At 66.3% G+C, this 25,679-nt stretch carries 18 protein-coding genes and 1 tRNA gene; 8 read left to right on the top strand and 11 right to left on the bottom strand.

All coding sequences use genetic code 11. From position 1 onward, the window contains the following. Positions 1 to 56: 56 nt before the first annotated feature. Together ASG92_RS05545 and ASG92_RS05540 are read right to left on the bottom strand one after the other, a co-directional pair. Positions 57 to 1,049, bottom strand: coding sequence for a hypothetical protein (locus tag ASG92_RS05545; RefSeq protein WP_200951889.1), 993 nt, complete (start codon positions 1,047 to 1,049; stop codon positions 57 to 59). A gap of 129 nt (positions 1,050 to 1,178) precedes the next feature. Next, positions 1,179 to 2,879, bottom strand: coding sequence for a helicase HerA-like domain-containing protein (locus tag ASG92_RS05540; RefSeq protein WP_056625589.1), 1,701 nt, complete (start codon positions 2,877 to 2,879; stop codon positions 1,179 to 1,181). Positions 2,880 to 3,210: 331 nt separating this feature from the next. On the opposite strand from ASG92_RS05540, the gene ASG92_RS05535 reads away from it, so the two are divergent. From ASG92_RS05535 to ASG92_RS05520, 4 genes are all read left to right on the top strand, one after another. Further along, the gene (locus ASG92_RS05535; RefSeq protein WP_056625587.1) at positions 3,211 to 5,535 is read left to right on the top strand and encodes a PxKF domain-containing protein; all 2,325 of its coding nucleotides are present in this window, start codon (positions 3,211 to 3,213) and stop codon (positions 5,533 to 5,535) included. A 208-nt stretch (positions 5,536 to 5,743) separates the two neighbouring features. Continuing rightward, the gene (locus ASG92_RS05530; RefSeq protein WP_056625585.1) at positions 5,744 to 6,733 is read left to right on the top strand and encodes an LLM class flavin-dependent oxidoreductase; all 990 of its coding nucleotides are present in this window, start codon (positions 5,744 to 5,746) and stop codon (positions 6,731 to 6,733) included. Between the two features lie 409 nt (positions 6,734 to 7,142). Then, entirely contained in the window at positions 7,143 to 8,465 is a 1,323-nt protein-coding gene (locus tag ASG92_RS05525) for a hypothetical protein (protein ID WP_056625640.1), read from the top strand. A gap of 244 nt (positions 8,466 to 8,709) precedes the next feature. Beyond that, the gene (locus ASG92_RS05520; RefSeq protein WP_056625583.1) at positions 8,710 to 11,337 is read left to right on the top strand and encodes a trehalase-like domain-containing protein; all 2,628 of its coding nucleotides are present in this window, start codon (positions 8,710 to 8,712) and stop codon (positions 11,335 to 11,337) included. A gap of 46 nt (positions 11,338 to 11,383) precedes the next feature. On the opposite strand, the gene ASG92_RS05515 is transcribed toward ASG92_RS05520, so the two are convergent. From ASG92_RS05515 to ASG92_RS05500, 4 genes are all read right to left on the bottom strand, one after another. Next, entirely contained in the window at positions 11,384 to 12,514 is a 1,131-nt protein-coding gene (locus ASG92_RS05515) for an FAD-dependent oxidoreductase (RefSeq protein ID WP_082579320.1), read from the bottom strand. Between the two features lie 25 nt (positions 12,515 to 12,539). Beyond that, complete coding sequence (locus ASG92_RS05510; protein ID WP_056625580.1) at positions 12,540 to 13,466, bottom strand: AEC family transporter; 927 nt, start codon at positions 13,464 to 13,466, stop codon at positions 12,540 to 12,542. Positions 13,467 to 13,609: 143 nt separating this feature from the next. Then, complete coding sequence (gene panD / locus ASG92_RS05505) at positions 13,610 to 14,038, bottom strand: aspartate 1-decarboxylase (protein WP_180987411.1); 429 nt, start codon at positions 14,036 to 14,038, stop codon at positions 13,610 to 13,612. Between the two features lie 59 nt (positions 14,039 to 14,097). Beyond that, on the bottom strand, positions 14,098 to 15,030 hold the full coding sequence (locus tag ASG92_RS05500) for a LysR substrate-binding domain-containing protein (protein ID WP_056625575.1): 933 nt from the start codon (positions 15,028 to 15,030) through the stop codon (positions 14,098 to 14,100). Positions 15,031 to 15,191: 161 nt separating this feature from the next. Between ASG92_RS05500 and ASG92_RS05495 the strand changes: the two genes are divergently transcribed. Then, entirely contained in the window at positions 15,192 to 16,652 is a 1,461-nt protein-coding gene (locus ASG92_RS05495; protein ID WP_056625572.1) for an amino acid permease, read from the top strand. Between the two features lie 311 nt (positions 16,653 to 16,963). Continuing rightward, complete coding sequence (locus ASG92_RS05490) at positions 16,964 to 20,488, top strand: bifunctional proline dehydrogenase/L-glutamate gamma-semialdehyde dehydrogenase (protein WP_200951888.1); 3,525 nt, start codon at positions 16,964 to 16,966, stop codon at positions 20,486 to 20,488. A gap of 103 nt (positions 20,489 to 20,591) precedes the next feature. Here the strand turns inward: ASG92_RS05490 and ASG92_RS29570 are convergent, their stop codons facing one another. Continuing rightward, positions 20,592 to 20,930, bottom strand: a complete 339-nt coding sequence (locus ASG92_RS29570; protein WP_240987017.1) for a hypothetical protein — start codon at positions 20,928 to 20,930, stop codon at positions 20,592 to 20,594. Positions 20,931 to 21,038: 108 nt separating this feature from the next. After that, complete coding sequence (locus ASG92_RS05480) at positions 21,039 to 21,893, bottom strand: LysR substrate-binding domain-containing protein (RefSeq protein ID WP_056625568.1); 855 nt, start codon at positions 21,891 to 21,893, stop codon at positions 21,039 to 21,041. A gap of 173 nt (positions 21,894 to 22,066) precedes the next feature. Between ASG92_RS05480 and ASG92_RS05475 the strand changes: the two genes are divergently transcribed. After that, entirely contained in the window at positions 22,067 to 23,395 is a 1,329-nt protein-coding gene (locus ASG92_RS05475) for an MFS transporter (protein ID WP_056625565.1), read from the top strand. A gap of 3 nt (positions 23,396 to 23,398) precedes the next feature. Here the strand turns inward: ASG92_RS05475 and ASG92_RS05470 are convergent, their stop codons facing one another. The 3 genes from ASG92_RS05470 to ASG92_RS05465 form a co-directional block, all read right to left on the bottom strand. Beyond that, entirely contained in the window at positions 23,399 to 24,562 is a 1,164-nt protein-coding gene (locus ASG92_RS05470; protein ID WP_056625562.1) for a N(5)-(carboxyethyl)ornithine synthase, read from the bottom strand. Further along, positions 24,559 to 24,705: a hypothetical protein gene (locus tag ASG92_RS29150; RefSeq protein WP_181038455.1), complete on the bottom strand. Its 147-nt coding sequence runs from the start codon at positions 24,703 to 24,705 to the stop codon at positions 24,559 to 24,561. The genes ASG92_RS05470 and ASG92_RS29150 overlap by 4 nt, the downstream gene beginning before the upstream one ends. 135 nt (positions 24,706 to 24,840) lie before the next feature. Next, positions 24,841 to 24,914 (bottom strand) — tRNA-Gly (locus ASG92_RS05465). A gap of 242 nt (positions 24,915 to 25,156) precedes the next feature. Between ASG92_RS05465 and ASG92_RS05460 the strand changes: the two genes are divergently transcribed. Beyond that, entirely contained in the window at positions 25,157 to 25,603 is a 447-nt protein-coding gene (locus tag ASG92_RS05460) for an SRPBCC family protein (RefSeq protein ID WP_056625559.1), read from the top strand. Positions 25,604 to 25,679: the final 76 nt, after the last annotated feature.

The raw sequence follows: 25,679 nt of genomic DNA, 5'->3' as shown, positions 1-25,679 counted from the left end.
ACTGGGCCAGTCCGGCAAGGCGGAGCCAAGCGGCAAGGCGGAGCAGTCCGGCCGGCTTAGAAGCTCAGGAGCGGGGTGACCTTGATGGTGTCGCCGTTGATGTCCAGGCGCGTGGTGAAGCTGAAGTCGTGGACCTCGTTCAGGGTGGAAACTCCACCCGTGAAGAGGTCTACCTGCTGGGCGGTGATCCTGGCCTTGCCGTCCAGCGGTGCCACCACCCATTTGCCGTCGAACGGCTCAATGCTGATCTTCGGGTACTCGGTGATGCTCCACTTGATGGTCCCGTCCACCACGCGGTTGTTGGTGGCGTGGTAGAACGGGCAGTCAGGCTGAAGCCTTTGCTGCTTGTCCGCCTCCGCGGCGCACTTATCCAGGAATTCCTTGACCCGGGTGCCCACAGCCTGGTTCAGCTCCTCCGTTGCCTGGGTCAGGAGGTTCAGCGGTGCCGTGGCGGCGTCCCGGCCGGATACGGTGGCGCTGGTCTGGGGCGCCGAGAAAAACTGCCCGTTCAGGGATGCCTCGTACTCGCCGGGGTAGAACACGGCGAAGGTGTTGCGGCCGCCGGGCATGTTCACCGGCACGCCATTGACTGTGGCCTCAGTAGAGTTCACCACAGTGACATCCACCGTGGGCAGCGCTGCAGGCACGAATGCCCATTTATGGAAGAACAGCCATTCGGTGCCGGTGCTTTCCAGCAGGAACTCGGTGTGCAGCTGGCTACCGTCGATGGTGTAGTCCATGGGCACCATGACCCGGTTGCCGGTGCGGGCTTGGGCATCGCCGAGCTTCACGTTGGTGATGCGTGAGGCGGACGTCTGCAGCGCCGTGCCGTCGAGCATGGCAGGGTCGGCATCCGGTACGGAAGCGCGGAGCAGGCCCAGGGCGCGCTCGCCCTCACCCTTCTGCATGGCCTCGAGATATTCGCGCACAGGCTGCTGCGGACTGGCCACCGAGCTGTTCACAAGGTTGACCGAAACGATGGCTCCGACCACGGCAAGCATCAGGCCCAGCAGCCACCCGGCCGCGGTCCTCACCAACGCTTGACTCATCTGCACGCACCTTACGTTACCTGCAAGTGCCGCGAACGCAGGAGTAACAGGCGCCGCCATGACGCCGGGCGGGCGTGAAAAAGCGCCCGACGGCGGGGTGTCACCGCCGTCGGCCGGCGCTCGGCTGCCCTAACGGCGGCGCCGGGACGACGTGCCAAAAACGCCCCGCAGAAGTTCCCGGCCCAGCTGGGTTCCCATCGACCGGACCATGCTTTTCAGCCCTCCGCCGAGGGCCCCGCCCAAGGCGCCGGTGATGTCCTCCATCATGCCGCCGCCGGCCGGGGGAGCGGAGCGCGGTGCGGGCGCGGACGGCTCGCGCCGCTCGGGTGCGGGCCTGCTGCTGGGGCGCCCCAGGATCTCCTCTTCGATGCGGCGGGCATCGGCGTCGACTGCTTGCGTGTCCAGGCTGCCTGGAACGAAGACCCCCGCGGAGGGAACGGGCGGCTGGCCCGGTGCCGCGGCGCCCGTGGAGGCTGCGGCTTTGCCGGCAAGTTTCTCGTATGCGGAGACGTTGTCCACGGCGGTGCCGTACTTGGCAAGCAATGCCGACCCCGCCACCGTGCTCTTGATCAGCTCATCCGCGCTGGGTCCCATGACGGACTCCGGGGCGCGCAGGCGGGTCAATGCCACGGGAGTGGGCGCGCCCTTCTCGTTCATCACGGTGACCACCGCCTCGCCAATGCCGGCGGAGGTGAGCGTCTCCTCGAGGTCGTAGTCGCTGAGCGGGAACGTGGAGACAGTGGCTTTGAGCGCTTTGGCGTCCTCCGGCGTGAACGCCCTCAGCGCGTGCTGTACGCGGTTGGCGAGCTGGCCAAGGACGTCGGCGGGAACGTCCTTCGGCGTCTGCGTGACAAAGAAGATGCCCACGCCCTTGGAACGGATGAGCCGGACCGTGGTGATGATGGCTTCCAGGAAGGCCTTTGACGCGTCGTTGAACAGCAGGTGGGCCTCGTCGAGGAAAAACACCAGCCTGGGCTTGTCGAGGTCGCCGGCCTCGGGCAGGTCTTCAAAGAGATCCGCCAGCAGCCACATCAGGAAGGTGGAGAAGACCATGGGCTTGGTCTGCAAGGTGGGCAGCTCAAGGCAGCTGATGACACCGCGCCCGTCCGGGGCCGTGCGGAGGAGCTCAGCGGTGTCGAACTCGGGCTCGCCGAAGAAGCGCTCCATGCCCTGCGCCTCGAGGGTGACCAGCTCGCGGAGGATGACGCCGGCAGTGGCCTTGGACAGGCCGCCCAGCTCCTGGAGCGACTCCTTGCCTTCATCTGAGGTGAGGAATTGGATGACGGAGCGGAGGTCCTTCAGGTCGATCAGTTCGAGGTCGTTCTTGTCGGCGAAATGGAACACCAGTTGGAGGCTGGACTCCTGGGTGTCGTTGAGCTCCATGATGCGGGAGAGCAGGATGGGCCCGAATGATGTGATGGTGGCCCGCACCGGGATGCCGTTGCCGTCCCCTCCGAGGGCAAGGAACTCCACCGGGAACGTCTTGGCCGCCCAGGCCTGGCCGATGCTTTCCGTGCGCGCCTTCAGTTTCTCGCTGCCGGTGGCGGCGGTGGCCAACCCGGACAGGTCGCCCTTGATGTCGGCCAGGAAGACCGGCACGCCCGCGGTGGAAAGCTGCTCGGCCATCATGTGCAGCGTGACGGTCTTGCCCGTGCCCGTCGCGCCCGCCACGAGCCCGTGCCGGTTCATCATGGCCAGGGGCAGCCGGACGGGAGCATCCCTGTGGAGCTCACCGTCGACGATGGCGGCTCCCAGCTCGATGGTGGCGCCCTCCAGGACATAGCCTTTTTGGATCGTGGCGACTTTATCTGCGGTGGATTTGATGGCCATGCCGACAGCTTAGCCGCGGGTATCCAGATCTTTCGTGAAAGCCAGGAATTTGATGGTTCTCGGGATCGGCAGGCAGTTCGAACTGCGGCTCGCACCCTGAAACAGGTGGTCCAGCTGCTCCAAGTCCAGCTGGAATTCGGTGTCCGGCAGAAATGAGCTGATTCAACTCAAGTCAGCCTCAGTGAAAAATCGAGTACTGCGCCCATAAAGCAGGTACGGAAATACCCAAAGTCGAGTGGAATCCACTGGTGTTTTTCTGGGCGTGCGCCCCTAGCCTCGAGACTACATTTGCGGTCAATGGTGGCCGCATTCTTGCGAGGGAGGCGCTGCAGTGAACTATTCAGACCGAAAGAGTCCCGGGCAGAGAACGAAGGACCGGCCCGGAGCGGGGTGGTGGTCCGCCACGTCCGCGGGAGGCTCCGGCAGGACCTTCCTGGCTGCCGTCACGGTGGGCGGACTGCTGCTGTCCGCGGCCGGTGTGGCCCATGCCGACGTGGTTTACAACAACCTTGATGTGAGCGTGGATGCCGTGGCCGAAGATATGCCATTGAATGCGGGCGGCGTCACTGGCACCACAACGCTTGCCATTTCCGCGGCCAACGGCGATGGCAAGAACGGCTGCAACCTCACAGGTAGCAGTGTCCTGACCCTGGGCCTGGCCTCGAGCAACGCGGCCGTGGCCACCGTCAGCCCGTCCTCCGTGACCTTCTCGAGTTGCGGCGATACCAAGGTGCTGACTGTTACCCCTTTGTCGGCCGGCACCGCGACCGTGAGCGCCACCCAGTCCGTCAACACCACAGGTGGTACCTTCAACCTTTCGCCGGCCACATTCACCGTTAATGTGGTGGCCCCCGCGCCGGCGAACACTGCCCCGTCCGTCACAATGGCGGGTGTAATGACCGGCGAGTCCTATGCCAAGGGCGCCGTCCCCGCAGCGTCCTGCAACATCGTGGACGCCGAAGACGGGAACAGCACCGTCGCTGCAACACTCAGCGGCATCACTGGTCCTTACGCGGCGGACGGCATCGGCCAGCGGACAGCGAGCTGCAGCTACACGGACGGCGGCGGGCTCACCGCCAGCGGTTCAGCCACCTACAACATCGTGGACCCCAGCGGTCCGCAGATCAGCTACACCCTGAACCCGGGGACGCCCAACGGACTCAGTGAGTGGTTCACCGTGCCGCTGATCCTCAGCTGGACGGTCACCGACTCCGAGTCGCCAGCCTCGTTGACCACTACCGGCTGCGAGGACCAGGCCATTTCGGCGGACCAGGTGAAAATCGCGTACAGCTGCTCCGCAACCAGCGCCGGAGGCTCCACCTCCAAGGACACTGTGCCCGTGGGCCTTGACGCCACCGCTCCCGAAGTGAGCTACACAGGGGCAGAAGGACCCGTCGGCAACAACGGCTGGTTCCGGGGGCCGGTTACGGCTACGTTCACCGGCGTCGACGCAACATCCGGCCCCGCCGCCCAAACCGCGAGCGAAACAACAGCCGCGGGCGCCGAAGGAGCGGCCATAGAGGTCAGGAGCCCAGTGTTCAGTGACACCGCAGGCAACGCCTCGGCCCTTGGAGCGGTAACCCAAAGCTTCAAGATCGACGGCACGGCGCCAGTGGTGGCGTACTCGGAAGCTGACAGGGAGCCGAATGCCAAGGGCTGGTACAACGCCCCCGTCACGGCGACGTTCACCGGAACTGATGCAGTTTCGGGGCCGGCCGTAGCGACCCAGACCGCAACATCCGCAGGAGAAGGAGCCTCCGTCGTGGTTGGCAGCCCGGCCTTCACGGACCTTGCCGGCAATGCCTCGGAGGCCGGCACGCCGTCCGCAAGCTACAAGATCGACCTCACGGCGCCGTCCGTTTCGTTCACGAAGCTCAGCGGCACGGAGGGCGCGAACGGCTGGTACACCGGCCCGGTCACGGCGACGTTTACCGGGACGGATGCACTCTCGGGTCCGGACTCTGCGGTCAAGACGACGGTGTCCAGTGGAGAAGGCACCGGCATGGTCCTGGCCAGCCCGGCGTTCACGGATGACGCGGACAACACAACGCCTGCCGGCGAAGTGTCCAGCGCCGCCTTCAAGGTGGATCTGACGGATCCGGTTGCCAAATTCGACTCAGTTCTGGCCGACGCATACTTCAGGTCCCTGGGCACTCAGCCCACGTGCAGCGCCACTGACGCAGGTTCAGGTCCGGCCAGTTGCGCCGTGACCGGCTACTCTGCGGAGGTGGGCACCCACACGTTGACGGCCACGGCCACCGACAATGCGGGGCGCACGTCCGTCACTACACAGACCTACACGGTGAAAGCCTGGGAGCCCAAGGGGTTCTACCAGCCCATCGACATGGGCGGCGTCCTCAACACGGTGAAGGCGGGAAGCACCGTACCTGCCAAATTCGAAGTGTTCACCGGCACCACAGAGCTGACGGACACCAGCATCGTGAAGATGGGAGTCCGGCAGATCACGTGCAGCCCGCTGGCAATCCAGGACGGAATCGAGATCACGACCACCGGAAATACCTCCTTGAGGTACGACTCGACGGGTGGCCAATACATCTACAACTGGAAGACGCCGAACATGCCAGGAGTCTGCTTCCAGCTCAGCATGACGTCAGCCGACGGGTCCCACATCGATGCCAACTTCAAGCTGAAGTAGCTCCGCTGCGGACTTGGACAGGCAAGTAGCGCGCCTGGGCTAATACGGAGGAAGGGGGTCGCCGGAAACGGTGGCCCCCTTCCTCCGTGTCCGACGCCACGGCGACATCCAGAAATATCCCGACCGCCGCCGTCGTTGTCAAAAGCGTGCCGAGGAGCATTTACGTGCCCGGCCCGCCAGCGCACCGCAACGAAAGGCCGGTTCCACCGTGACTGTTCCCCTCTCCATCCTTGACCTTGCGACCATCGGCAAGGGCCAGACGGCGGCGGACAGCTTTGCCGGAAGCGTCGCCATGGCCCAGCTTGCCGAGAAACTCGGTTACCGGCGGGTCTGGTACGCCGAACACCACAACATGTCCTCCATTGCGTCCTCGGCCACGAGCGTCCTGATCGCGCACGTCGCCGCGAACACGGAGAGCATCCGGCTGGGCGCGGGCGGCGTGATGCTGCCCAACCACTCCCCGCTGACCATCGCCGAACAGTTCGGCACCCTGGAGACCCTGCATCCGGGACGCATCGACCTCGGGCTTGGCCGCGCCCCGGGCAGCGATCAGAACACCATGCGCGCCCTCCGCCGCGATCCGATGTCGGCGGACAGCTTCCCGCAGGACGTCCTGGAACTGCAGGGCTACCTGAGCGGTCCCACCCGTATCCCGGGGGTTGAGGCAACGCCGGGCAGGGGCACCAACGTGCCGCTGTACATCCTGGGTTCCTCCCTGTTTGGCGCCCGGCTCGCCGCCCAGCTGGGCCTGCCCTTCGCCTTCGCCTCCCACTTCGCACCGAATGCGCTCCAGGACGCCGTGGCCGTCTACCGCCGGGAATTCAAGCCGTCCGAGCAGCAGGCTTCTCCCCACGTCATCGCCGGCGTCAACGTGATCGCCGCCGATTCGGCGCCGGAAGCTCAGGAGATATTCCGGGACACCCTGCGCGCCCGTGTCTCGCTGTTCTTCGGCGGCGGGAGGGAATTCACGAACGACGAAGCGGACATGATCCTCGACTCCCCGCAGGGGCAGCATGTGTCCCAGATGATGAAGTATTCGGCGGTCGGAACGCCGGACGCCGTGATGGAGTACGTGGACGGATTCGCTCAGCACGCCGACGCCGACGAGCTCATCGTTGCCCACCAGAGCACAGGGACGGAGACGCGGCTCCGGTCCGTGGAGCTGCTGGCCGAGACGGCCGGGCTGGCGCGCGTTTAGCCTCCCGATAAAAAACGTTTTTTAGGCCCTCCGCGGGGCGCACGAGACGTGAACCTGCAGGTCAGCGTGCCTTGGGCTGGATTTGGCCCTGGATAAATGACGGTTCAAATTGCCGTTATACAACCGATATCTTTTGACTTCTACGGCGACCGGAACTTAGCCTTAACTCCGCAAGGTTTCAATTTGCTTCGGTAATGGGCGTTACCCCGCCCGTAATTCCGGGTGCTTATAAGCTTCTGCAACGCAACCGCAGATGCTGTGGCTAGCTGGTCCAATGTAGCGGTCTCAAAATCACTACACCTGACGACCTCAACCCCGCGCGGGTGAGGCCTTTTCGGCGCGCCTGATTCATAAATCCACGGGATGGAATGCGATCAGCTCCGTTCACAATCAGACCCAGGTGAAAAACATGAAGATCAAGTCCACCGCCGCAGCAGTCCTCATGACCTTCCTCGTGGTCAGCGGGCTGGTTGCAGGCATCTCGGCCCCGACTTCCGCCGCGGGCACCACCTACTATGTCAGTGCTGCCGGCAGTGACAGCAATGCGGGCACGTCCAGCGCAGCCCCCTGGAAGTCCCTGACGAAAGTCGGCCAGGCCGTCCTCAATCCCGGAGACACCGTCAGTTTCCGCAGGGGCGACACCTGGACCGGCGGCATCGTGACCGCCCAGAGCGGCACCTCCACGGCCCCGATCACCCTGAACAGCTACGGAACCGGCAATGCGCCCACGGTGACCGGCGGCAAGTCGGGAAACTGCATCAGGATCAATGGCAGCTATACCACGGTTGACGGGCTGCGCGCCGTGTCCTGCGGCTATGCGGGCATCAGCGTCACCGGCGACCGTGATCTTGTGCGGAACTCCAGTGCCTCCAACAATGCTGTTGGCCTCAAGATCGGTGCCGGCTCTGATTTCGGCAAGTACACCGGGAATTCACTGACGAACAACAACGTCATGAATGTGAATACCCCCGGCGCAAATTGCGGAACAGCGTCCGCAGTGAACTGCAGCGATGACTCCGGCGCCTTTGGTGTTCTGATCAACGGCAACGACAATGAGTTTTCCGGCAACACCATCAGCGGTTCCACCGGAAAGTCCTACGATTACAACCAGGACGGCGGCGCCTTCGAAATCTACAACGGCAACCGCAACAACATTCACCACAATGTGTCCGTGGACAATAACAACTTCTCCGAGCTCGGAAAGTCCTCGGGCACTGCGGACGGCAACACTTACCGCTACAACCTGATCCGCTCAACCTGCGGGGCCAACTGCTCCGAGGCCAAGGGGCTGATCGCCCGCGGAACCGGCACTTCCTTCGGACCCACGAACGGCACGGTCTTTGAGTTCAACACGGTGTACCTGACCGGCGCGGTGTCCCAGGCTGTTGTTTGCCACGCGACCTGCCCGTCCTCAACGGTGGTCCGGGCCAACATCCTGGTGGGCGTCAAGAACTCGCTGTACATGAACGGTTCGGGCTGGACCGAGAAGCAAAACGTCCTCAACGGCCCGACGAACATCACGCCGAACAGCACCTCCACCACGGCACCTGCAGGATTTGTCAGCGCACCTACCGATCTCCGCCTGACGAGCAGCAGCCCGGCGATCGACCGGGCCGGAGCCAGTGCTTACACCCTGGACCTGGCCGGGGCCCCTGCCACGCAGAACGGCGACTGCGCCGGAACCGCCGCTGCCGATTCGGGCGCCTACGAGTTCGATTCGCCGGCCTGCTAGCGCCACGCCAAAACGCACCACGTAGTTTCGGGTCCGCCCGGGTCGCGCTCGCCGTGACCCGGGCGGACCATTTGCTGCCGCCGGCGGTTTCACCGCCACCACGCTCATGCGGCGGTAGAGCCGATGAACCGTAGCTCCGCCGAAGTTACACGACCGCAACGACCGGGATATTCAGGGGAAACGGCTGGGGCGGACACTGAAGGAGTCCAGAACCGATTGGGGATGATCCGAAGGATTTCCGCGCATGCCAACTCCGCTCAACCAGACGGTGGCCGATTCCGCACTGCTGACGAAGTCCCTGCCGCTGGGCCTGCTGCGGGCCTTCGTCCAGTCGGAAGCGGCCGACGACGGCCTGACTCCCCAGCTGCTCGCCGAACTGAAGATCCTGGCCCGCACGCCCGGGCTGCTGGTGGCCTGCAACTACGGCGGAACCCTGTGTGCCGCGGAGGGAATTTCCACCGAAACACTGCCCCTGGGCGGTGCCGCGATCGCCCTCCGCGCCCTGGCCGCCCTGCCCAATACGCATGCGGCCGTCATCTCCGGGCGGTCGCTGCGCGATCTGGCGGCGGTGTCCAGGCTGCCCGCCGAGGTGCATCTGGTGGGCTCCCACGGGGCTGAATTCGACATGGGTTTCGCCCACGGACTGTCCCTGGCCACCGAGTCCGTCCTGCAGCAGGCCAACCAGGCCCTGATCGAATCGGTGGGAGCCTACAAGGGGATCAGCATCGAGCGGAAGCCGGTGGCGGTTTCGGTGCACACCCGGCCGGCGTCCCCCGCCATTGCGGCCAAGGCGGCGAAGAAGGCAGAGGAGGTGGCCCGGGCCCTGGGGCTGTTCTTCATCGTGGACGGATCGGTTCTGGACCTGTCCGTGGTGGAGCCCTCCAAAGCCGCCGCCCTTGAGCACCTGCGGTCAAGGCTCGGGGTCAGCGCGGCGCTGTACGCGGGGGACGCCGTGAGCGACGAACTGGCCATGGCCACGCTCCGCGGGCCGGACATGGGGCTGTGGGTAGGGGACCTGCCGAGTCCGGCCAAGCACCGGCTGAAGGACCCCGAGTCGTTTGCCCGCGTGCTGGCGATCCTGTTCGAGCTGCGGCGCGCCTGGCTGTTCGGCGAGGATGCCGTGGGCCTGGAGCGGCACTCCATGATCGGCAACGGCTCCTCCACGGCGCTGCTTACGCCCGAGGCCAAGATCTGCTGGATGAGCCATCCCCTGCCGGACTCGGGCTCGCTCTTCGCACACATCCTGGGCGGGGACGCCGCGGGCCATTTCTCGGTTGAACCGGTCAAGGCCTCGCAGGTGCTCGGCCAGAGGTATGTGGACAGCACCATGATCGTGGAGACCCGGTGGGCGGACGTCACCGTGACCGACTATCTCGAGCCTGCCCCTGACGGGATCACCAGCCTGGTCCGGGTGCTGTCCGGAACAGGGTCGGCGCGGATCGTGTTTGCGCCCCGGCCGGACTACGCCAACGCACCGTTCAGCATGGAAGCCCGCGGCGGCGAGCTTCACGTCGTCGGCACGTCCGATCCCATCGTCCTGCTGGCCCCCGGCGTCAGCTTCTCCATCACCTCGGACGGGCGGCACGCGACGGCGACGGCCGACGTCAACCTGAAGAACGGACCCGTGGTCCTCAACCTCCGGTGCGGTGACACGGAATCCCGGCACGCCCACGGAACCGACGAGGCCGACCGCCGTTCCGCCGTCGCGCATCACTCCCGCCGCTGGGTGCAGAGCCTGTCCCTGCCGTCCGTGAAGCCCTCCCTGGTGCGGCGCTCGGCGCTGGTGCTGCGCGCACTGGTGCACGAGCCCACCGGCGCCGTGCTCGCGGCGCCCACCACCTCCCTGCCCGAGGGAATCGGCGGCACCCGCAACTGGGACTACCGCTACTGCTGGCTGCGGGACGGGTCCATGACCGTCAATGCGCTGGTGGACCTCGGGTCAACGGCGGAGGCCGAGGGATTCCTCAGCTGGCTGAGCCGGATCCTGGCGAACGCGCCGGGCCCGGAATGGCTGCACCCGCTCTATTCGGTCACCGGCGCGCCACTTTCCACGGAGGCCATCATCGAAAGCCTGCCCGGGTACGCGGGCTCACGGCCGGTGCGGATCGGCAACGCCGCGGACCACCAGGTCCAGCTGGACGTCTTCGGGCCCATCGCCGAGCTGATCCACGCGCTGAGCGAGTCGCAGGGATCCCTGGCGGCCACGCACTGGGACCTGATGGTGCAGATGGCGAGTGCCGTGCTGGCACGCTGGCACGAGGCCGACCACGGCATCTGGGAGGCCCGCCGCGCACCGCGGCACCACGTCTACACCAAGGTGATGTGCTGGGTCACGCTCGACCGGGCCCTCCGCACCGCCGCCCGGCACGGCCGTGATCCCGAGCCGTCCTGGGCTTCCACTGCCGCCACCATCCGGGACGAGGTGCTCCGCGAGGGCTGGGATGACACCGCCTCCTCCTACACCGTGGCCTACGACAGCCCGGACCTGGACGCCGCAGTCCTGCACATCGGCCTCTCCGGCCTGCTGGACGTCAACGACCAGCGGTTCCTGGACACCGTCACCGCGGTGGAACGGGAGCTCCGCGTCGGGCCCACCGTTTTCCGGTACCGGTACGACGACGGCCTGCCGGGCCTGGAGGGCGGCTTCCACATCTGCACCACGTGGCTGATTGAGGCGTACGTGGCGGTGGGCCGCATTTCGGAGGCTTGGGTCCTGTTCGACCAGCTGGTCAACCTGTTCGGACCGACTGGACTGCTGCCGGAGGAATACGATCCCGGCACCGAGACGCACCTGGGGAACCACCCGCAGGCCTACTCGCACCTCGGCTTCATCCGCTGCGCCCGGCTCCTGGACCAGCACCAGCGGAGCTAGGCCCGGGACGAACGCGGAGGACGGCTGCCGTTCCGGCTGCTACACGCTAGCGGAGGCCGGCGCGGGTGGCCGAGAACATGGCCGGAGCCGGGCCGTCCCCGCCGGCGAGGTCGGCCAGGATCCTGCCCACGACAGGCGTGAACTTGAAGCCGTGGCCGGCAAAACCCGCCCCGATGACCACCGGGCCGATGCGGTCCAGGACGAAGTTGTGGTCCGCGGCGGTGGTGTAGGTGCAGCTGATGTCGGCCATGGAATCGGCATCAACGCCGGGCAGCCAGTCTCTGGCGTAGCGCTGGAGCGCGGCCCGCTGCCGGGGCTCGGGCTGGAAGGACCGCCGGTCCGGATCCACAACGGGCCCCACTCCGTGCCAGCCTGCCTTGACGCCCTCGCCCGGGGTGAGCATGCCGTAGACGGGCGAGTACCAGCCGGCGTAGCCCTCCCCGGGTCCCGGGAAGTGGTTGAACCCGGGCCATTCGGCGCCGCCGTCGGAGATGCCGAAGTGCGCCGGCTGCTCCTGGGTCACCGTGAGCCTCGGCGTGGCCACCGCTCCCGCGAGCAGCTTTGACGTCCAGCCGCCGGCGGTGACCACAGCCTGGCGGGCGGTCAGCACCTCGGTGCGGCCGCCGTCGTCCACAGTGAGCCGGACGCCGTCGTCGAGAATCTTCAGTTCCAGAACCTTCGCATGGTGGCGGATCGCGGCCCCGTTTGCGGCGGCCAGGCGCTGGAAGGCAGGCAGCGCCGCTTCGGGATTGAGCTGCCCGCCGTCAGGCATGTACAGGACCTGCTGATCAAACCGGATGCCCCGCCAGCGCTCGCCGGCTTCGGCCAGCGGCACAAAGTCCGCCTGCAGTCCGGCGCCGGTCAGCGCCGCGTGAATGTCACTGAGCTGCGGGTCGGGGCCGTGGTTTACGACGCCGGTGCGCGCCAGCAGCTGCTCGCCGCTCTCGTTTTCGAGCTCGCCCCAGAGCCTGAGCGCCTCGGCCAGCATGGCGACGTACTCGGGCTCGGAGTAGGCCAGGCTGAGGTTCCGCGTTGCCCCGTGGGAGGCCCCGATGCGGTGCCCCGGGCCGAACTGCTCCAGCAGGGTCACGTCCCGGCCGCGCCGGGCCAGCGCCCACGCCGCGGCGGAGCCCATGGCGCCGCCTCCGATGACTACGGTGTCCAGGGTTGGGTTCACGGTTCCTCCGGATCCAGGTGGGTTCTCACGTCAGGAGCAGTGCCACGCCGATCATGGCGGGGACAGCTACGACGGTGGTGACGAGCACGGTGTCCTTGGCGACCGTGAGGCCGGTTTTGTACCGGCTCGCCGCCACAAAGACGTTCTGGGCAGTGGGCAGGGCGGACGTCACCACGACGGCGAACAGCGCCTGGCCCTCAAGGCCCAGGGCGAAGCGGGCAAACACATAGGCGATCCCCGGGTGGACTATGAGCTTGAAGGCGCTCGCCAGCAGGGCATCAACCCGGCGTCCTTGAACTGCCTGGAGCGGCCTCGAGCCGTTCAGGCTCATCCCGAAGGCCATCAGCATGGCCGGAATGGCGGCGCCGCCGATCAGGTGGATGGGCTGCAGGACCAGCGCCGGGACCTGCCAGCCCGTCCCGGCCACAAGCAGGCCCAGCGCCGAGCCCACGATCATCGGGTTCTTGAGGATCATCACGACGAAGCGGAGCGGGGTGGTGCGGTGCGAGCTCGTGGTCGAGTCGAGGGCCATGAGGAACAGCGGCGTGAAGAACGCGAGCTGGAAGATCAGCAGGGGAGCCACATAGCTGGCGTCGCCGAGGACGTACACGGCGATCGGAATGCCCAGGTTGGCCGAGTTCGCCAGGGAGGCACTCATGGACGACATGAGCGATTCGGGCACGCTGCGCTTGAGCAGGAACCTGACAATGATGAAGAACAGGGCAGCTGTGGCAACGGCGCCCACCGCCGTCACCAGCAGGGGAGCGGCGAAGACATCGTGGAGCCGGGCCTTGCTCAGGGTCTCAAAGAGCAGGGCGGGGCTGGCCACAAAGAAGGTCAGCCCGCTCAGGACCTGGCGTGCGTTGTCGCCCAGGATGCCTTTCCTGCCGACGAACATGCCCACGAGGATGATGCACCAGACGACGAAAAAGCCCGCGAGGACGCCTAGCATCCTGGTGTCTCTGAAGGCTCGGGTATACAGGCGGGGGCGTCCACCATCCCAGCCTAATCAGATTTATTCGGCGAAGGATGAGCTTGTGGCAGGGATCTCGCTATTCGGGCAGCCAGGTGCCCGGGGTCAGTTGAGGGGCGAAGTCAGCTGCACGTGGCGTTGTTCAACGCGAACGGCGGGCGCATGAGACCGGCGGTGTGGCCCTCCGCGGGATCGTTGCCGATCTGGACAATCTTGTTGTCCTTGTCCACGTGGACCACCTTGGGAGTGTAGGCCTTGGCCTCTTCCGTGGTCATCTGGGCGTAGGTGATCAGAATGACGATGTCGTTTTCGTGCATCAGGTGCGCGGCCGCGCCGTTGATCCCGATGACGCCGGAACCGCGCTCGCCGGCGATGGTGTACGTCTCCAGACGGGCGCCGTTGGTGACATCCACAATGGCCACGAGCTCGCCCGGCATGATGTCGGCAGCATCCAGCAGGTCCAGGTCTACGGTGACCGAGCCCACGTAGTGCAGGTCCGCGTGCGTGACAGTGGCGCGGTGGATCTTGGACTTAAACATTGTGCGATTCATAACCTCAACAGTCTAACGCCGGGCTAGCCGTATGGCTGTGAGCCGGAACACCCCGGCCGCTAACCTGCTCCCGCGTCCGATTCTTCCTGGGCCGCCGCGATGGAGGCGGCGGTCGCCGCCAGGATCTCGCGTGCTGCGAGGATGGCCGGCCGCTGGGCGCTGGAGCGGCGCACCGAGGTGAAGACCGTCCGGCGGGGCTTTCCCGGCAGCTCCATCAGTTGGGCGGTGGTGCCGCGGCCGGTCCAGACGAGGTCCGGCATCAGGGCCACGGCGTTTCCCGACTCGATCAGGCGGATCTGGGCCTGAAGGTCTGCCGTTTCGAAGCGCACGTCGGGTTCGAAGCCGGCGCTCCTGCAGGCCTGTTCGGCCCAGTGGCGCGAGGCCGCGCCGCGCGGCTCCATGACCCACGGCATCTCCGCCGTGTCCGCGAGGGACGTGACCTTGGCCCTGCCCTCTGCCTCAGGCGGCACCGCGAGCCTGATGGCATCACTCGTCAGGCGGACGCGGTCCAGTTCCGGATAGCGGGGCGCTGCGTGGCCCGGATACTGCTCGGCAATAACGAGGTCGAAGTCCCGCGCCCACGTCTCATGCAGTGCCGTTTCGGGTTCGCGCTGAGTCATTTCGATGCGGACCTCCGGATAGGTTCCCGACATCCGGGTCAGGGTGTCCGGCATGAGGGCCAGGGCCGCGGACTGGAAAACCGCGATCCGGACCGTTCCGGAGACCGTGGTGAGTGACGCAGCCAGATCCGCCTCGGCCTGCTCGAGCGTCTCAAGAAGCTGCGCGGTGTGGGCCACTAGGACCTCGGCCTGGGGCGTCAGCTGAACCCGGCGGCCGGTTTTCCTGAGCAATTCGACCCCCACTTCCTTCTCAAGGAGGGCCAATTGCTGGGAAACTGAGGACGGACTGTACTGCAGGGCTGCGGCCACCTCGGCGAGCGTGCCCCGGATCTTCAGCTCGCGGAGCAGCCTCAACCTTCGAACATCGAGCACGGGCTGTTCCTTTGGTTGAATCAAAATTGAATGGCTGAACTAACGAATAATGGTTAGGAGTATTCACTTTATCTAATGCAACGTTGCTTGCATACTGATCAGACTGAGTTATCCCCATCACAGGGCTGATTGATGGGGCCGCATCTAACCAGGAGTCCCTGATGAGTACAAACGATCCCACGCAGTCCGTCTTGCGCCGCAAGCCGATTGACGACATCGAGATAGAGAACAAGCACAGCGGCCTGTTCAAGTCCCTCGGGCTGTGGCAGCTCACCGCCATCGGCGTCGGCGGCATCATCGGCGTCGGCATCTTCTCGTTGGCCGGGCTGGTGGCCCACGGCAGCGAGGGCACTCCGGGTGTGGGCCCGGCCGTGCTGATTTCCTTCCTGATCGCGGGCCTCGCCTCCGCGGCCGCGGCGCTCTCTTACGCGGAGTTCGCCGGCATGATCCCGCGCGCAGGCTCCGCCTACACGTACGGCTACGTGGCGCTGGGTGAAATCATCGGCTGGTTCATCGGCTGGGACCTGCTGCTCGAATACATCGCCATCGTGGCGGTGGTGGCCATCGGCATTTCCGGCTACTTTGATGCGTTCCTGTCCGGAATCGGCATCCATATGCCCGTGTGGATGACGTCCACCCCGGACGAGGGCACGGGCGGCATCGTCAACATCCCGGCCATCGTCGTCTGCCTGATCGTCACCTGGATCCTTTCCCGCGGCACCAAGACCTTCGGCCGTTTCGAGCTCATAGCGGTGGCCATCAAGGTGGTCCTGATCCTGTTCATCATCGGCCTCGGCGTCTTCTACATCAACGCCGAAAACTTCAACCCGTTCATGCCCAGCGGCTTCGGCCCCGTTGTGGCCGGGTCCGCAACGGTGTTCTTCGCGGTCTTCGGGTATGACGCCATGAGCACCGCGGCCGAAGAAGCAACCGATGGCAAGAAGCACATGCCCAAGGCGATCATCCTGTCCCTCATCATCGCCATGCTGCTCTACGTCGCGGCAACCCTGGTGCTCACCGGCATGCAGAATTACAAGGACATCGACCCCGCGGCCGGGTTCGCCTCGGCGTTCACCAGCGTCGGCCTGCCTGTCATCGCAACCATCATCTCCGTCTTCGCCGTGCTGTCCATCCTCACCGTGATGCTCACCTTCCTCCTGGGCGTCACCCGCGTGTGGTTCTCCATGAGCCGCGACGGACTCCTGCCGGGCTGGTTCTCGAAAACGGACCGGCACGGAACCCCGCAGCGCGTCACCTGGATCGGCGGCATCGCCTCCGCCCTGCTCGCCGGCGTGTTCCCCATCAAGGCCGTAGCCGACCTCACCAACATCGGCATCCTGGCCGCGTTCGTGGTGGTGTGCGTTTCTGTGATCATCTTCCGCTACAAGAAGCCGGACGCGCCGCGGACGTTCCGTCTGCCGCTCATGCCGCTGGTTCCCGCCTTTGGTGTCTTCGCCTCAGCCTTCCTGATGTTCCAGCTGCACTGGGAGACCTGGCTCCGCTTCGTCATCTGGCTTGTCATCGGGCTGGTCATCTATTTCGGCTACGGCCGCAAACACTCGCTGATGAACCCGAACAGCCCGCGGCATGAAGAGGCCGTGGAGATGCACACCCCCGTGTAACCCGCCGCCGTCTTCACGAGGCGCGCACGGTAGCGGCCCATCCGCCGCTTGCTCGCTCGTTCCTCGCTTAGACGCAAGCTACGCGGATGAACCGTCACCGCGCGTAGTCGGCCGTCGCCACCCGGTTTTCGCCGGGTGGCGATTGCTTTTAAGGGGGGATTTTCCCGGGATTTCCGAACGTTCGGACGGGATTTTGAGCGTTCGGTTTTTCTAACCTGTATTGCTCAGGAAACATCGCTTTATCTTATGTGAGTGCAGGCTCATACTGATGAGTAAGACGGTCCCCACCCACTGAAAGAACGAGTAAAGCCATGACCAACACCGCAACGGATCACCGCGTTTCCGCAGGCAAGGACGCCGCCGAGACCGGCGCCGTGGCCGCCCGCCCGGCAGGCTCCGACGTCGCCGAGGCCACCGCCCTGTCCTCCGAAGCCATCGCATTGGTGCGCCACTGGCTGACGGAGGCCGCCAAGGTCCCGGTGGACGCCTCCGCCCAGCAGCTCGCCGGCGTCCTCAAGGACCCGAACGGCCTGGAGTTCACGGTCGGGTTCGTGGACGGCGTGGTCCGCCCCGAAGACGTGCACGTGGCCGCCCGCAACCTGGCTGCCCTTGCCCCGAAGGTTCCGGCCTTCCTGCCGTGGCACATGCGCAGCGCCGTCCGGCTCGGCGGCACCATGGCTCCGGTCCTGCCGCAGGTGGTCATTCCCATCGCCCGCCGCGTCCTCCGTGAAATGGTGGGCCACCTCATCGTCGATGCCACCGACGCCAAGCTGGGTCCGGCCATCGCCAAGATCCGCAAGGACGGCATCAAGCTCAATGTGAACCTCCTCGGCGAGGCAGTCCTGGGCGAGCACGAGGCATCCCGCCGGCTCGAGGGCACGCACACGCTGCTGGCCCGCCCGGACGTGGACTACGTGTCCATCAAGGTGTCCTCCACAGTGGCGCCGCATTCGGCCTGGGCCTTCGACGAAGCCGTGGAGCACGTCGTCGAAAAGCTCACCCCGCTGTTCGCCCGCGCAGTCTCCTTCCCCGAGGCGAAGTTCATCAACCTGGACATGGAGGAGTACAAGGACCTGGACATGACCATCGCGGTCTTCACCAGGATCCTGGACAAGCCCGAGTTCAAGAACCTCGAGGCCGGCATCGTGCTCCAGGCCTACCTCCCGGATGCGCTGTCCGCCATGATCCGCCTGCAGGACTGGGCCGCCGCCCGCCGTGCCGACGGCGGCGCCGCCATCAAGGTCCGCGTGGTCAAGGGTGCCAACCTGCCCATGGAGCATGTCGAGTCCTCGCTGCACGACTGGCCGCTGGCCACGTGGGGCACCAAGCAGGACTCGGACACCAACTACAAGCGGGTCATCAACTACTCGCTGCACCCGGACCGGATCGAGAACATCCGGATCGGCGTGGCCGGCCACAACCTGTTCGACATCGCCTTCGCCTGGCTGCTCGCCAAGCAGCGCGGCGTGGAATCCGGCATCGAGTTTGAGATGCTCCTCGGCATGGCGCAGGGCCAGGCTGAAGCCGTGAAGAAGGACGTCGGCTCGCTCCTTCTCTACACCCCCGTGGTGCACCCGGCGGAGTTCGACGTCGCCATCGCCTACCTGATCCGCCGCCTCGAAGAGGGCGCCAGCCACGACAACTTCATGTCCGCCGTCTTTGAACTCAGCGAGAACGAGGCACTGTTCGAGCGCGAAAAGCAGCGCTTCCTGTCCTCCCTGGCAGAACTCGACAGCGAGGTTCCGGCGCCGAACCGCCGGCAGAACCGCAGCCTCCCGGCAGGGCCGATGCCGCACGACGGCTTCCGGAACACCCCGGACACTGACCCGTCCCTGCCCGCCAACCGCGACTGGGGCCGCGCCATCCTGGACCGCGTTCCGGCGTCGACCCTGGGCAACGCCTCCGTGGAGGCCGCCACCATCTCGGACGCAGAAACGCTCAACACGGTGATCGAAACCGCCGTCGAAAAGGGCAAGGCCTGGGGCGCACTCTCCGGCGCCGAACGCGCCGAGATCCTGCACCGCGCCGGTGAAACCCTTGAGGCCCGCCGCGCGGACCTGCTCGAGGTCATGGCCAGCGAGACCGGCAAGACCATCGACCAGGGCGACCCCGAGGTCAGCGAGGCTGTCGACTTCGCCCACTACTACGCCGAGTCGGCACGCAAGCTCGACGACGTCGACGGCGCCACGTTCGTTCCGGCGAAGCTCACCGTGGTGACCCCGCCGTGGAACTTCCCGGTGGCCATCCCCGCCGGTTCCACCCTCGCGGCGCTCGCCGCCGGTTCCGCCGTCGTCATCAAGCCCGCCAAGCAGGCGCGCCGCAGCGGTGCCGTGATGATCGAGGCCCTGTGGGAGGCCGGCGTGCCCCGCGACGTGCTGACCATGGTGCAGCTCGGCGAACGTGAGCTCGGCCAGCAGCTGATCTCACACTCGTCCGTGGACCGCGTGATCCTTACCGGCGGCTACGAGACGGCCGAGCTGTTCCGGTCCTTCCGCAAGGACCTGCCGCTCCTGGCCGAGACCAGCGGCAAGAACGCCATCATCGTGACCCCCAGCGCGGACCTGGACCTGGCAGCCAAGGACGTGGCCTACTCCGCGTTCGGGCACGCCGGGCAGAAGTGCTCAGCCGCGTCGCTGGTGATCCTGGTGGGCTCCGTGGCCAAGTCCAAGCGGTTCCACAACCAGCTGATCGACGCCGTGACATCCCTCAAGGTGGGCTACCCGGAAGACCCCACGAGCCAGATGGGCCCGATCATCGAGCCCGCCAGCGGCAAGCTGCTCAATGCCCTCACCACGCTCGGTGAAGGCGAGAACTGGGCCGTTGAGCCGCGGAAGCTGGACGGCACCGGCCGGCTGTGGAGTCCCGGCGTCCGCCACGGCGTGCGGCGCGGGTCCTACTTCCACCTGACCGAATTCTTCGGCCCGGTCCTGGGAGTCATGACCGCCGAGACCCTCGAAGAAGCCATCGCCATCCAGAACCAGACCGAATACGGCCTCACCGCCGGCCTGCACTCCCTCAACACTGAAGAGCTCGGCCTGTGGCTGGACACCATCCAGGCCGGAAACCTCTACGTCAACCGCGGCATCACCGGGGCCATCGTGCAGCGCCAGCCGTTCGGCGGCTGGAAGAAGTCGGCAGTCGGCGCCGGAACCAAGGCCGGCGGCCCCAACTACCTCGCCGGCCTCGGCGACTGGACCGGCAAGGAAAGTACGCAGGGCTCAACGGCGCGCATCTCCAGCCCGGGCGTGCGGCGCCTCGTGGATTCCGTGAAGGGCGAGTTCGAGGCCGCGGAGCTGGACAAGCTGCAGCGGGCGCTGGGCTCCGACGCCCTTGCCTGGGCGGACGAATTCGGCGCGGCCAAGGACGTCTCCGGGCTGGGCGCCGAGCGGAACGTCTTCCGTTACCGTGCCCTGCCGGTCACCGTCCGGCTGTCCGACGGCGGATCCCTCCCCGCGCTCGTCCGGACAGTAGCCGCCGGCGTACTTGCCGGATCGCGGCTGACGGTCTCCACCGGCGTCGAACTTCCGGCGCAGCTGCGTGCCGTACTGACCGGTCTGGACATCGCCGTCACGGCGGAGGACGACGCCGCGTGGCTGGCCTCGGCGGGCAGGCTCGCGGCCGCCGGCAAACTGTCCGGCGCCCGCATCCGCCTGATCGGCGGCTCGGCGGCGGCACTGGCCGAGGCGACGGGCGGCCGCCCGGACCTGGCCATCTACGCGCACGAGGTGACGGAAGCCGGCCGCATCGAGATGCTGCCGTTCCTGCACGAGCAGGCCGTCAGCATCACGGCGCACCGCTTCGGAACGCCGAACCACCTGTCCGATTCGCTGATCTAGCCTTCACGCGCGCCTAAGGCAGGCAGAGCAACGGGCGGGCACCATCCGGTGCCCGCCCGTTAGTTTGCTGGCGGAATCTGCTCGTGCAGTTTATCGTGCAGTTTTAGCCCAGGTACCAGCCGGGCGGAGCCCAGGACGCAGGGACGCTGTGGGCGGAAAAGTCCTCGCACCGCGTGCAGGTGTAGGCGACTTCGCCCAGCGTCCTGACGGTGCCGTCATGGCGGTACTTCGGCGGAATGAACGACTCGAGGTAAATGAACTCGTCTGTTCCGCACTTTTCGCAGTTGGGCTTGCCGACATATTCCGTGTCGACGGTCGTAGAGTGGTGCGTCATAGAGCGGTGCGTCGTAGAGTGGTGCGGGATGTGGCGGTGGTTTGCGGCTGTGGTCACGGCGTACCTATCCCGAACGGTGCGGGCGTCGTTGCCGGGCACGTTCGTCATCGAAACCTTATTGTTATCAGCCGCTGCATGACCTCCAACAGAGCCAGCATAGGCCCGCTGCAAACGGTTATCAATCATTTTTCATCCGCACCCCCGGACTGACGCGGCTCAAACCGGCTTCTTGAGCGTCCTTCCCATGATGGCCTGGGTGAGTGCATCGATGACCTCGGCGTTGGCCAGCGGGTTCCGAATCAGCGTGAAATCGACGTCCCCCACCGGCGGCAGCTCGAAGCGCCGCGTGATGATTTTCAGGTCCTCCGGCACCAGCGAGGAGGGCATGACCGCCACGCCGATGCCGGCGCGGACGGCCGCCAGCACGCCGCTGATCTGCTTGGTGGTGCACGTGATGCGCCACGTCCGGCCCACGGATTCGAGGGCGTCGATGGCGAGTTTCCGGCTCAGGCTGGGCGACGGGTAGGCGATCAGCGGCACCGGATGGCCGGGCTCCAGGGCGGTCTGCTCGAGCCCCACCCAGGAAAAGGAATCGTGCTGGACAACGGTGCCGTCCTTTGCCCCCGCCACCCATTTGACGAAGACCAGGTCCAGCTGACCGGAATTGAGCCGCTTGTACAGCTGGTCGCTCTGCCCGACCGTGAGCTCCAGGTTGATCTGCGGATAGATCTGCCGGAACTCCCGCAGGATGCGCGGAAGCCCCGTGATGGCCAGATCGTCCGCCGTGCCGAACCGCAGGCGGCCGCGCATGGCAGAACCAGAGAAGTAGCGCGCGGCGGCATCGTGGGCCGCGAGGATGCTCCGGGCGAACCCGGCCATCGCATCGCCGTTGTCCGTCAGCCGGACGTCCCTCGTGTCGCGGGTGATCAGCATCCGCTTGGCCGCGGTCTCCAGCTTGCGCACATGCTGGCTGACGGTCGGCTGGGCGAGACCCAGGCGGTCCGCGGCCTTGGTGAAGCTCAGCGTTTCGGCGACGGCGAGGAACGATCGGAGCTGTGCCGGTTCAAACATGCGTCCTCCTGGGTTGCGTCCGCCACCAGCAGGCGGGCTGCGGCGGGCGGCGGGCCGCGGAGCTGACATTACGATCCGCAATGCTAGTTATACGACCAATAGTCTTCCACAATCCTTCCCCGCCACCCTAGCGTTAGAGGCGTCCCCGCCAGCCCGCTTCCTGAGGAACTCCCGTGACACCCCCACCGCCGTCAACGGCCACCGTCACCCAGCCCGTCGCCGTCGTCAGTGAACGCCTTCCGTGGCGCCACACCTTCATTTCCCTCCGAGTCCCCAACTTCCGCATCTTCGCGGTCGGCCATTTCGTGGCCGTCATCGCCCTCTGGATGCAGCGCATCGCCCAGGACTGGCTGGTGCTTCAGCTCTCCGGATCCGTCGCTGCGGTCGGTATCACCGTGGCGCTGCAGTTCACGCCGTCGCTGGTGCTCGGCCCGTGGGGCGGCATGATTGCGGACCGGTTTGCGAAGCGCAGGATCCTGATCATCTGCCAGTCCGTCGCCGCTGTATTGGCGGCTGCCCTTGCCGTACTCGCGCTGGGTGGCGGAATCGAGGTCTGGCACGTGTACGTCATTGCGTTCGTTTTAGGCCTGGTCACGGTGCTGGACCAGCCGGCGCGGCAGGTGTTCGTCCATGAGCTCGTGGGGCCGCAGTACCTGCGCAATGCCATCAGCGTGAACTCCACGACGTTCCAGCTGGGCGGGCTCATCGGCCCGGCGCTCGCCGGTGTGCTGCTCACCGCGGTCGGGGCTGGCTGGGCCTTCGCCGCCAACGCCATGGCGTGCTGCTCCACGGTGGCCATGCTGCTGCTTCTGCGCAAGGACCAGCTGTTTGTCAGCGCCCCGGCGCCGAAGCGCAAGGGCATGCTGCGGGAAGGGCTGCGGTACGCCCTCAGCAAGCCCACCATCTATTGGCCGTGGCTGATGGCGGGCTTCATCGCGGTGTTCGCCATGAGCCTGCCGGTGCTGCTCGCCGCGTTTGCGGACCGCGTCTACGGCATCGGCGCCGGCGGGTACGGGATGCTGAACGCGCTCGTGGCATTGGGCGCGCTGGCCGGCGCCGTCGCGTCCACCCGGCGCCGCCAGCTGCGGCTGCGGTCCGTGGTCCTGGGCGCGGGGATGTACGGGCTCATGCTGTGCCTGTCCGCCTTCGCGCCGTCCCTGGCCTGGTTCGGCGCTGCCATGGTGCTGTCCGGCTTCTGGTGCCTGATGTTCCTGACGGCATCCAACCAGCTGGTCCAGATCAGCTCCAACATGGGGATCCGCGGCCGGGTGATGAGCCTCTACATCATGGTGCTGATCGGCGGCCAGGCGATCGGCGGTCCCATGATCGGGTCCATCGCCGAGCACCTGGATCCGCACACCGCCCTCCTGGTGGCAGGCGGGGTGCCGGCGCTCGCAGCGGCGACGGTCGCCGTCGTACTCGCCCGCAAGGGTGAGCTGAAGCTCAAGGTGGACTTCCGGGACCGCCGGCGCCTGCTGCGGGTGGTGCAGCGGGCCGCCTAAGCCTTAGCTTTCCGCCAGCACCGCGTGCGGGTAATCGGCTTCCCTGCACTGGAACTCCAGCACGTCCTTGTTGACGATGACGCCGTCGCGGATCTCGATGGCGCGGGCGATGGTGTCGCTGTCCTCCCACGCCGCGGGGCCGGACATGACCGTCTCCAGGAACGGCAGGAGAGCCTCGCTAATTTCCCAGCTGGAGGAGTTCCACAGGTAGGACGGGCTGTGGTCCACCGCGTAATAGTCGATGTGGTCGCCCACGGTGAACATCGGCTCGGCGAAGGTGGTGGTCCTGGCCCAGCTGAACCCCATGCCCTCGTCGCAGGAGACGTCAACGATCAGGCTTCCCGACCGGAATGCGCCCAGGTCCTCCGTCCGCAGGTACGTCAGCGGATTGTTGGGGTCCTGCAGGGTGCAGTTGACCACAATGTCGCTTTCGGCCAGGAACGGGGCCAACGGGACGCGGCCGCGTTCGGTGATGACCTGGCTGAGGAACGGCGCCTTGTCATCGTGGTCGAACTGCGCGATCCGCACCGAGTGGATGGGGGAGCCCACCGCGGCCACGCCCCTGTTGGTCAGCACCTGCACGTCATGGATGCCGTGGGCGTTCAGGGCCGTCACCGCACCGCGTGCGGTGGCTCCGAAACCGATGACGACGGCGCTGAGCCGCCGGCCGTAATCGCCCGTGGAGCCGGTGAGGGCCAGGGCGTGGATCACCGAGCAGTAGCCGGCGAGTTCGTTGTTCTTGTGGAACACGTGCAGGCCGAAGCCGCCGTCGCTGGCCCAGTGGTTCATGGCCTCGAAGGCGATCAGCGTGAGCTTCTTGTCGATGGCCAGCTGGGTGATGGCGCGGTCCTGGACACAGTGCGGCCAGCCCCAGAGGATCTGGCCGTCGCGCAGTTCGGCGAGGTCCTGCGGCTGCGGTTTGGGCAGCAGGACGACGTCGGCCTTCGCCAGCAGCTCTTCGCGGCTGGCCAGGCTGCCCACGAGCGGGGCGAGCTGGGCGTCGGAAAACCCGAAGCGCTCGCCGTAGCCGCGCTCGAGGATCATGCGCTGGCGCAGCTCCGGAGCGATGCGCTCAAGGTGGAGGGGGTGCAGGGGCAGGCGGCGTTCATCCGGTTTGCGTGATGAAGAGACAACCCCGAGGGTGAGATTGTTCGGCGAGCCGGTCACTTCTTCTTTGCCGTCACCGGCTTGGCGCTGGTCTTGTCCAGTGAGCTGGCCGGTGCTGCGGCGGCTCTCTTGTCGGCGCGCTTTTCCTTGATGGATTTGCCGGATTTTTTGGATGCTGCTTGACGGGGGGACTTGTCAGCCATGGTTGCTCCTGTAGCGGAACCGAAGAGGTTCCTGACTTCTGACGATACAGGTAGCTGCCTAATGGGCTGCGCGAAGGGTCCGGTTCCGGGCCGCCCCGGGCCGGCGTGCGGGGAACCGGCGGGGGCCGGGAAAAATGGAGCGGCTGACGGGAATCGAACCCGCGTGTCGAGCTTGGGAAGCTAGCGCTCTACCATTGAGCTACAGCCGCATTGCCCCGGATAGCGCCGGTGCAGAACCTAGCTTAGCGCAGTTGCGTGGTAGGCCAGGTCACCGGCGCTCCGTGCCCTTCGAACGTCCTCCGGGCGTGCACTGTAGGCGCCTCCCGTAACTCTTCGGTAAAGGCCCGGTCAGCCTTCACCGCGGCTTCGCGCCGCTGGCTATCCTGAGTTCAGTTAGCTGCAGATCGGGGGAACGGGCTACGCGAACCGCCCGACGCTGGAAAAGGATCCGATGGCATTTGCACAACACGAGGTCCTCGTGCAGCGCGATGCGATGACGGTCTACACCTACCTGCTGAACGGGCTGAACCTCCCGGCGTGGCAGCAGGGCATCCGCAGCATCAGCCTGAGTTCGGGCAGCGCGGGGAGTGCCGGCGCCCGCTACCAGGTGACACTCACGGGGCCGCGGGGCCGTCCGGTCGCGGAGGATTTTGAGATCACGCACGCACGGCCGGGCGCCGAAATCCGGTTCCAGGTGGTGGCCGGGCCCTCTTTGCCGAACGGCGGGTTCTACCTCAGCACGGAAGGCGCCGCAACGCGCGTGCGCTTCGCCCTCGAAGCCCCGCTCAAAGGACTCCGAAGTCTCGCCCGTCCGGCGGTCCAGCGGAGGCTGCAGGCGCGGGTCGCGCAGCTCGAGCGGCTCAAGGCAGTGATCGAAGAGCGTCCGACGGCGGACTAGGACTCTGCGGCGGGGCTGCGGTTCCGGTGCGGTGCGGTTCCTCTGCCGTGCCGGAGGAATGGGGCGCTCTGCGGGG

Origin of the sequence: Arthrobacter sp. Soil736 (genome assembly GCF_001428005.1) — a bacterium.
GTDB lineage: Bacteria > Actinomycetota > Actinomycetes > Actinomycetales > Micrococcaceae > Arthrobacter.
Note: the sequence above shows the minus strand (reverse complement) of the source record. Positions and strands in the feature narration are given on the sequence as shown.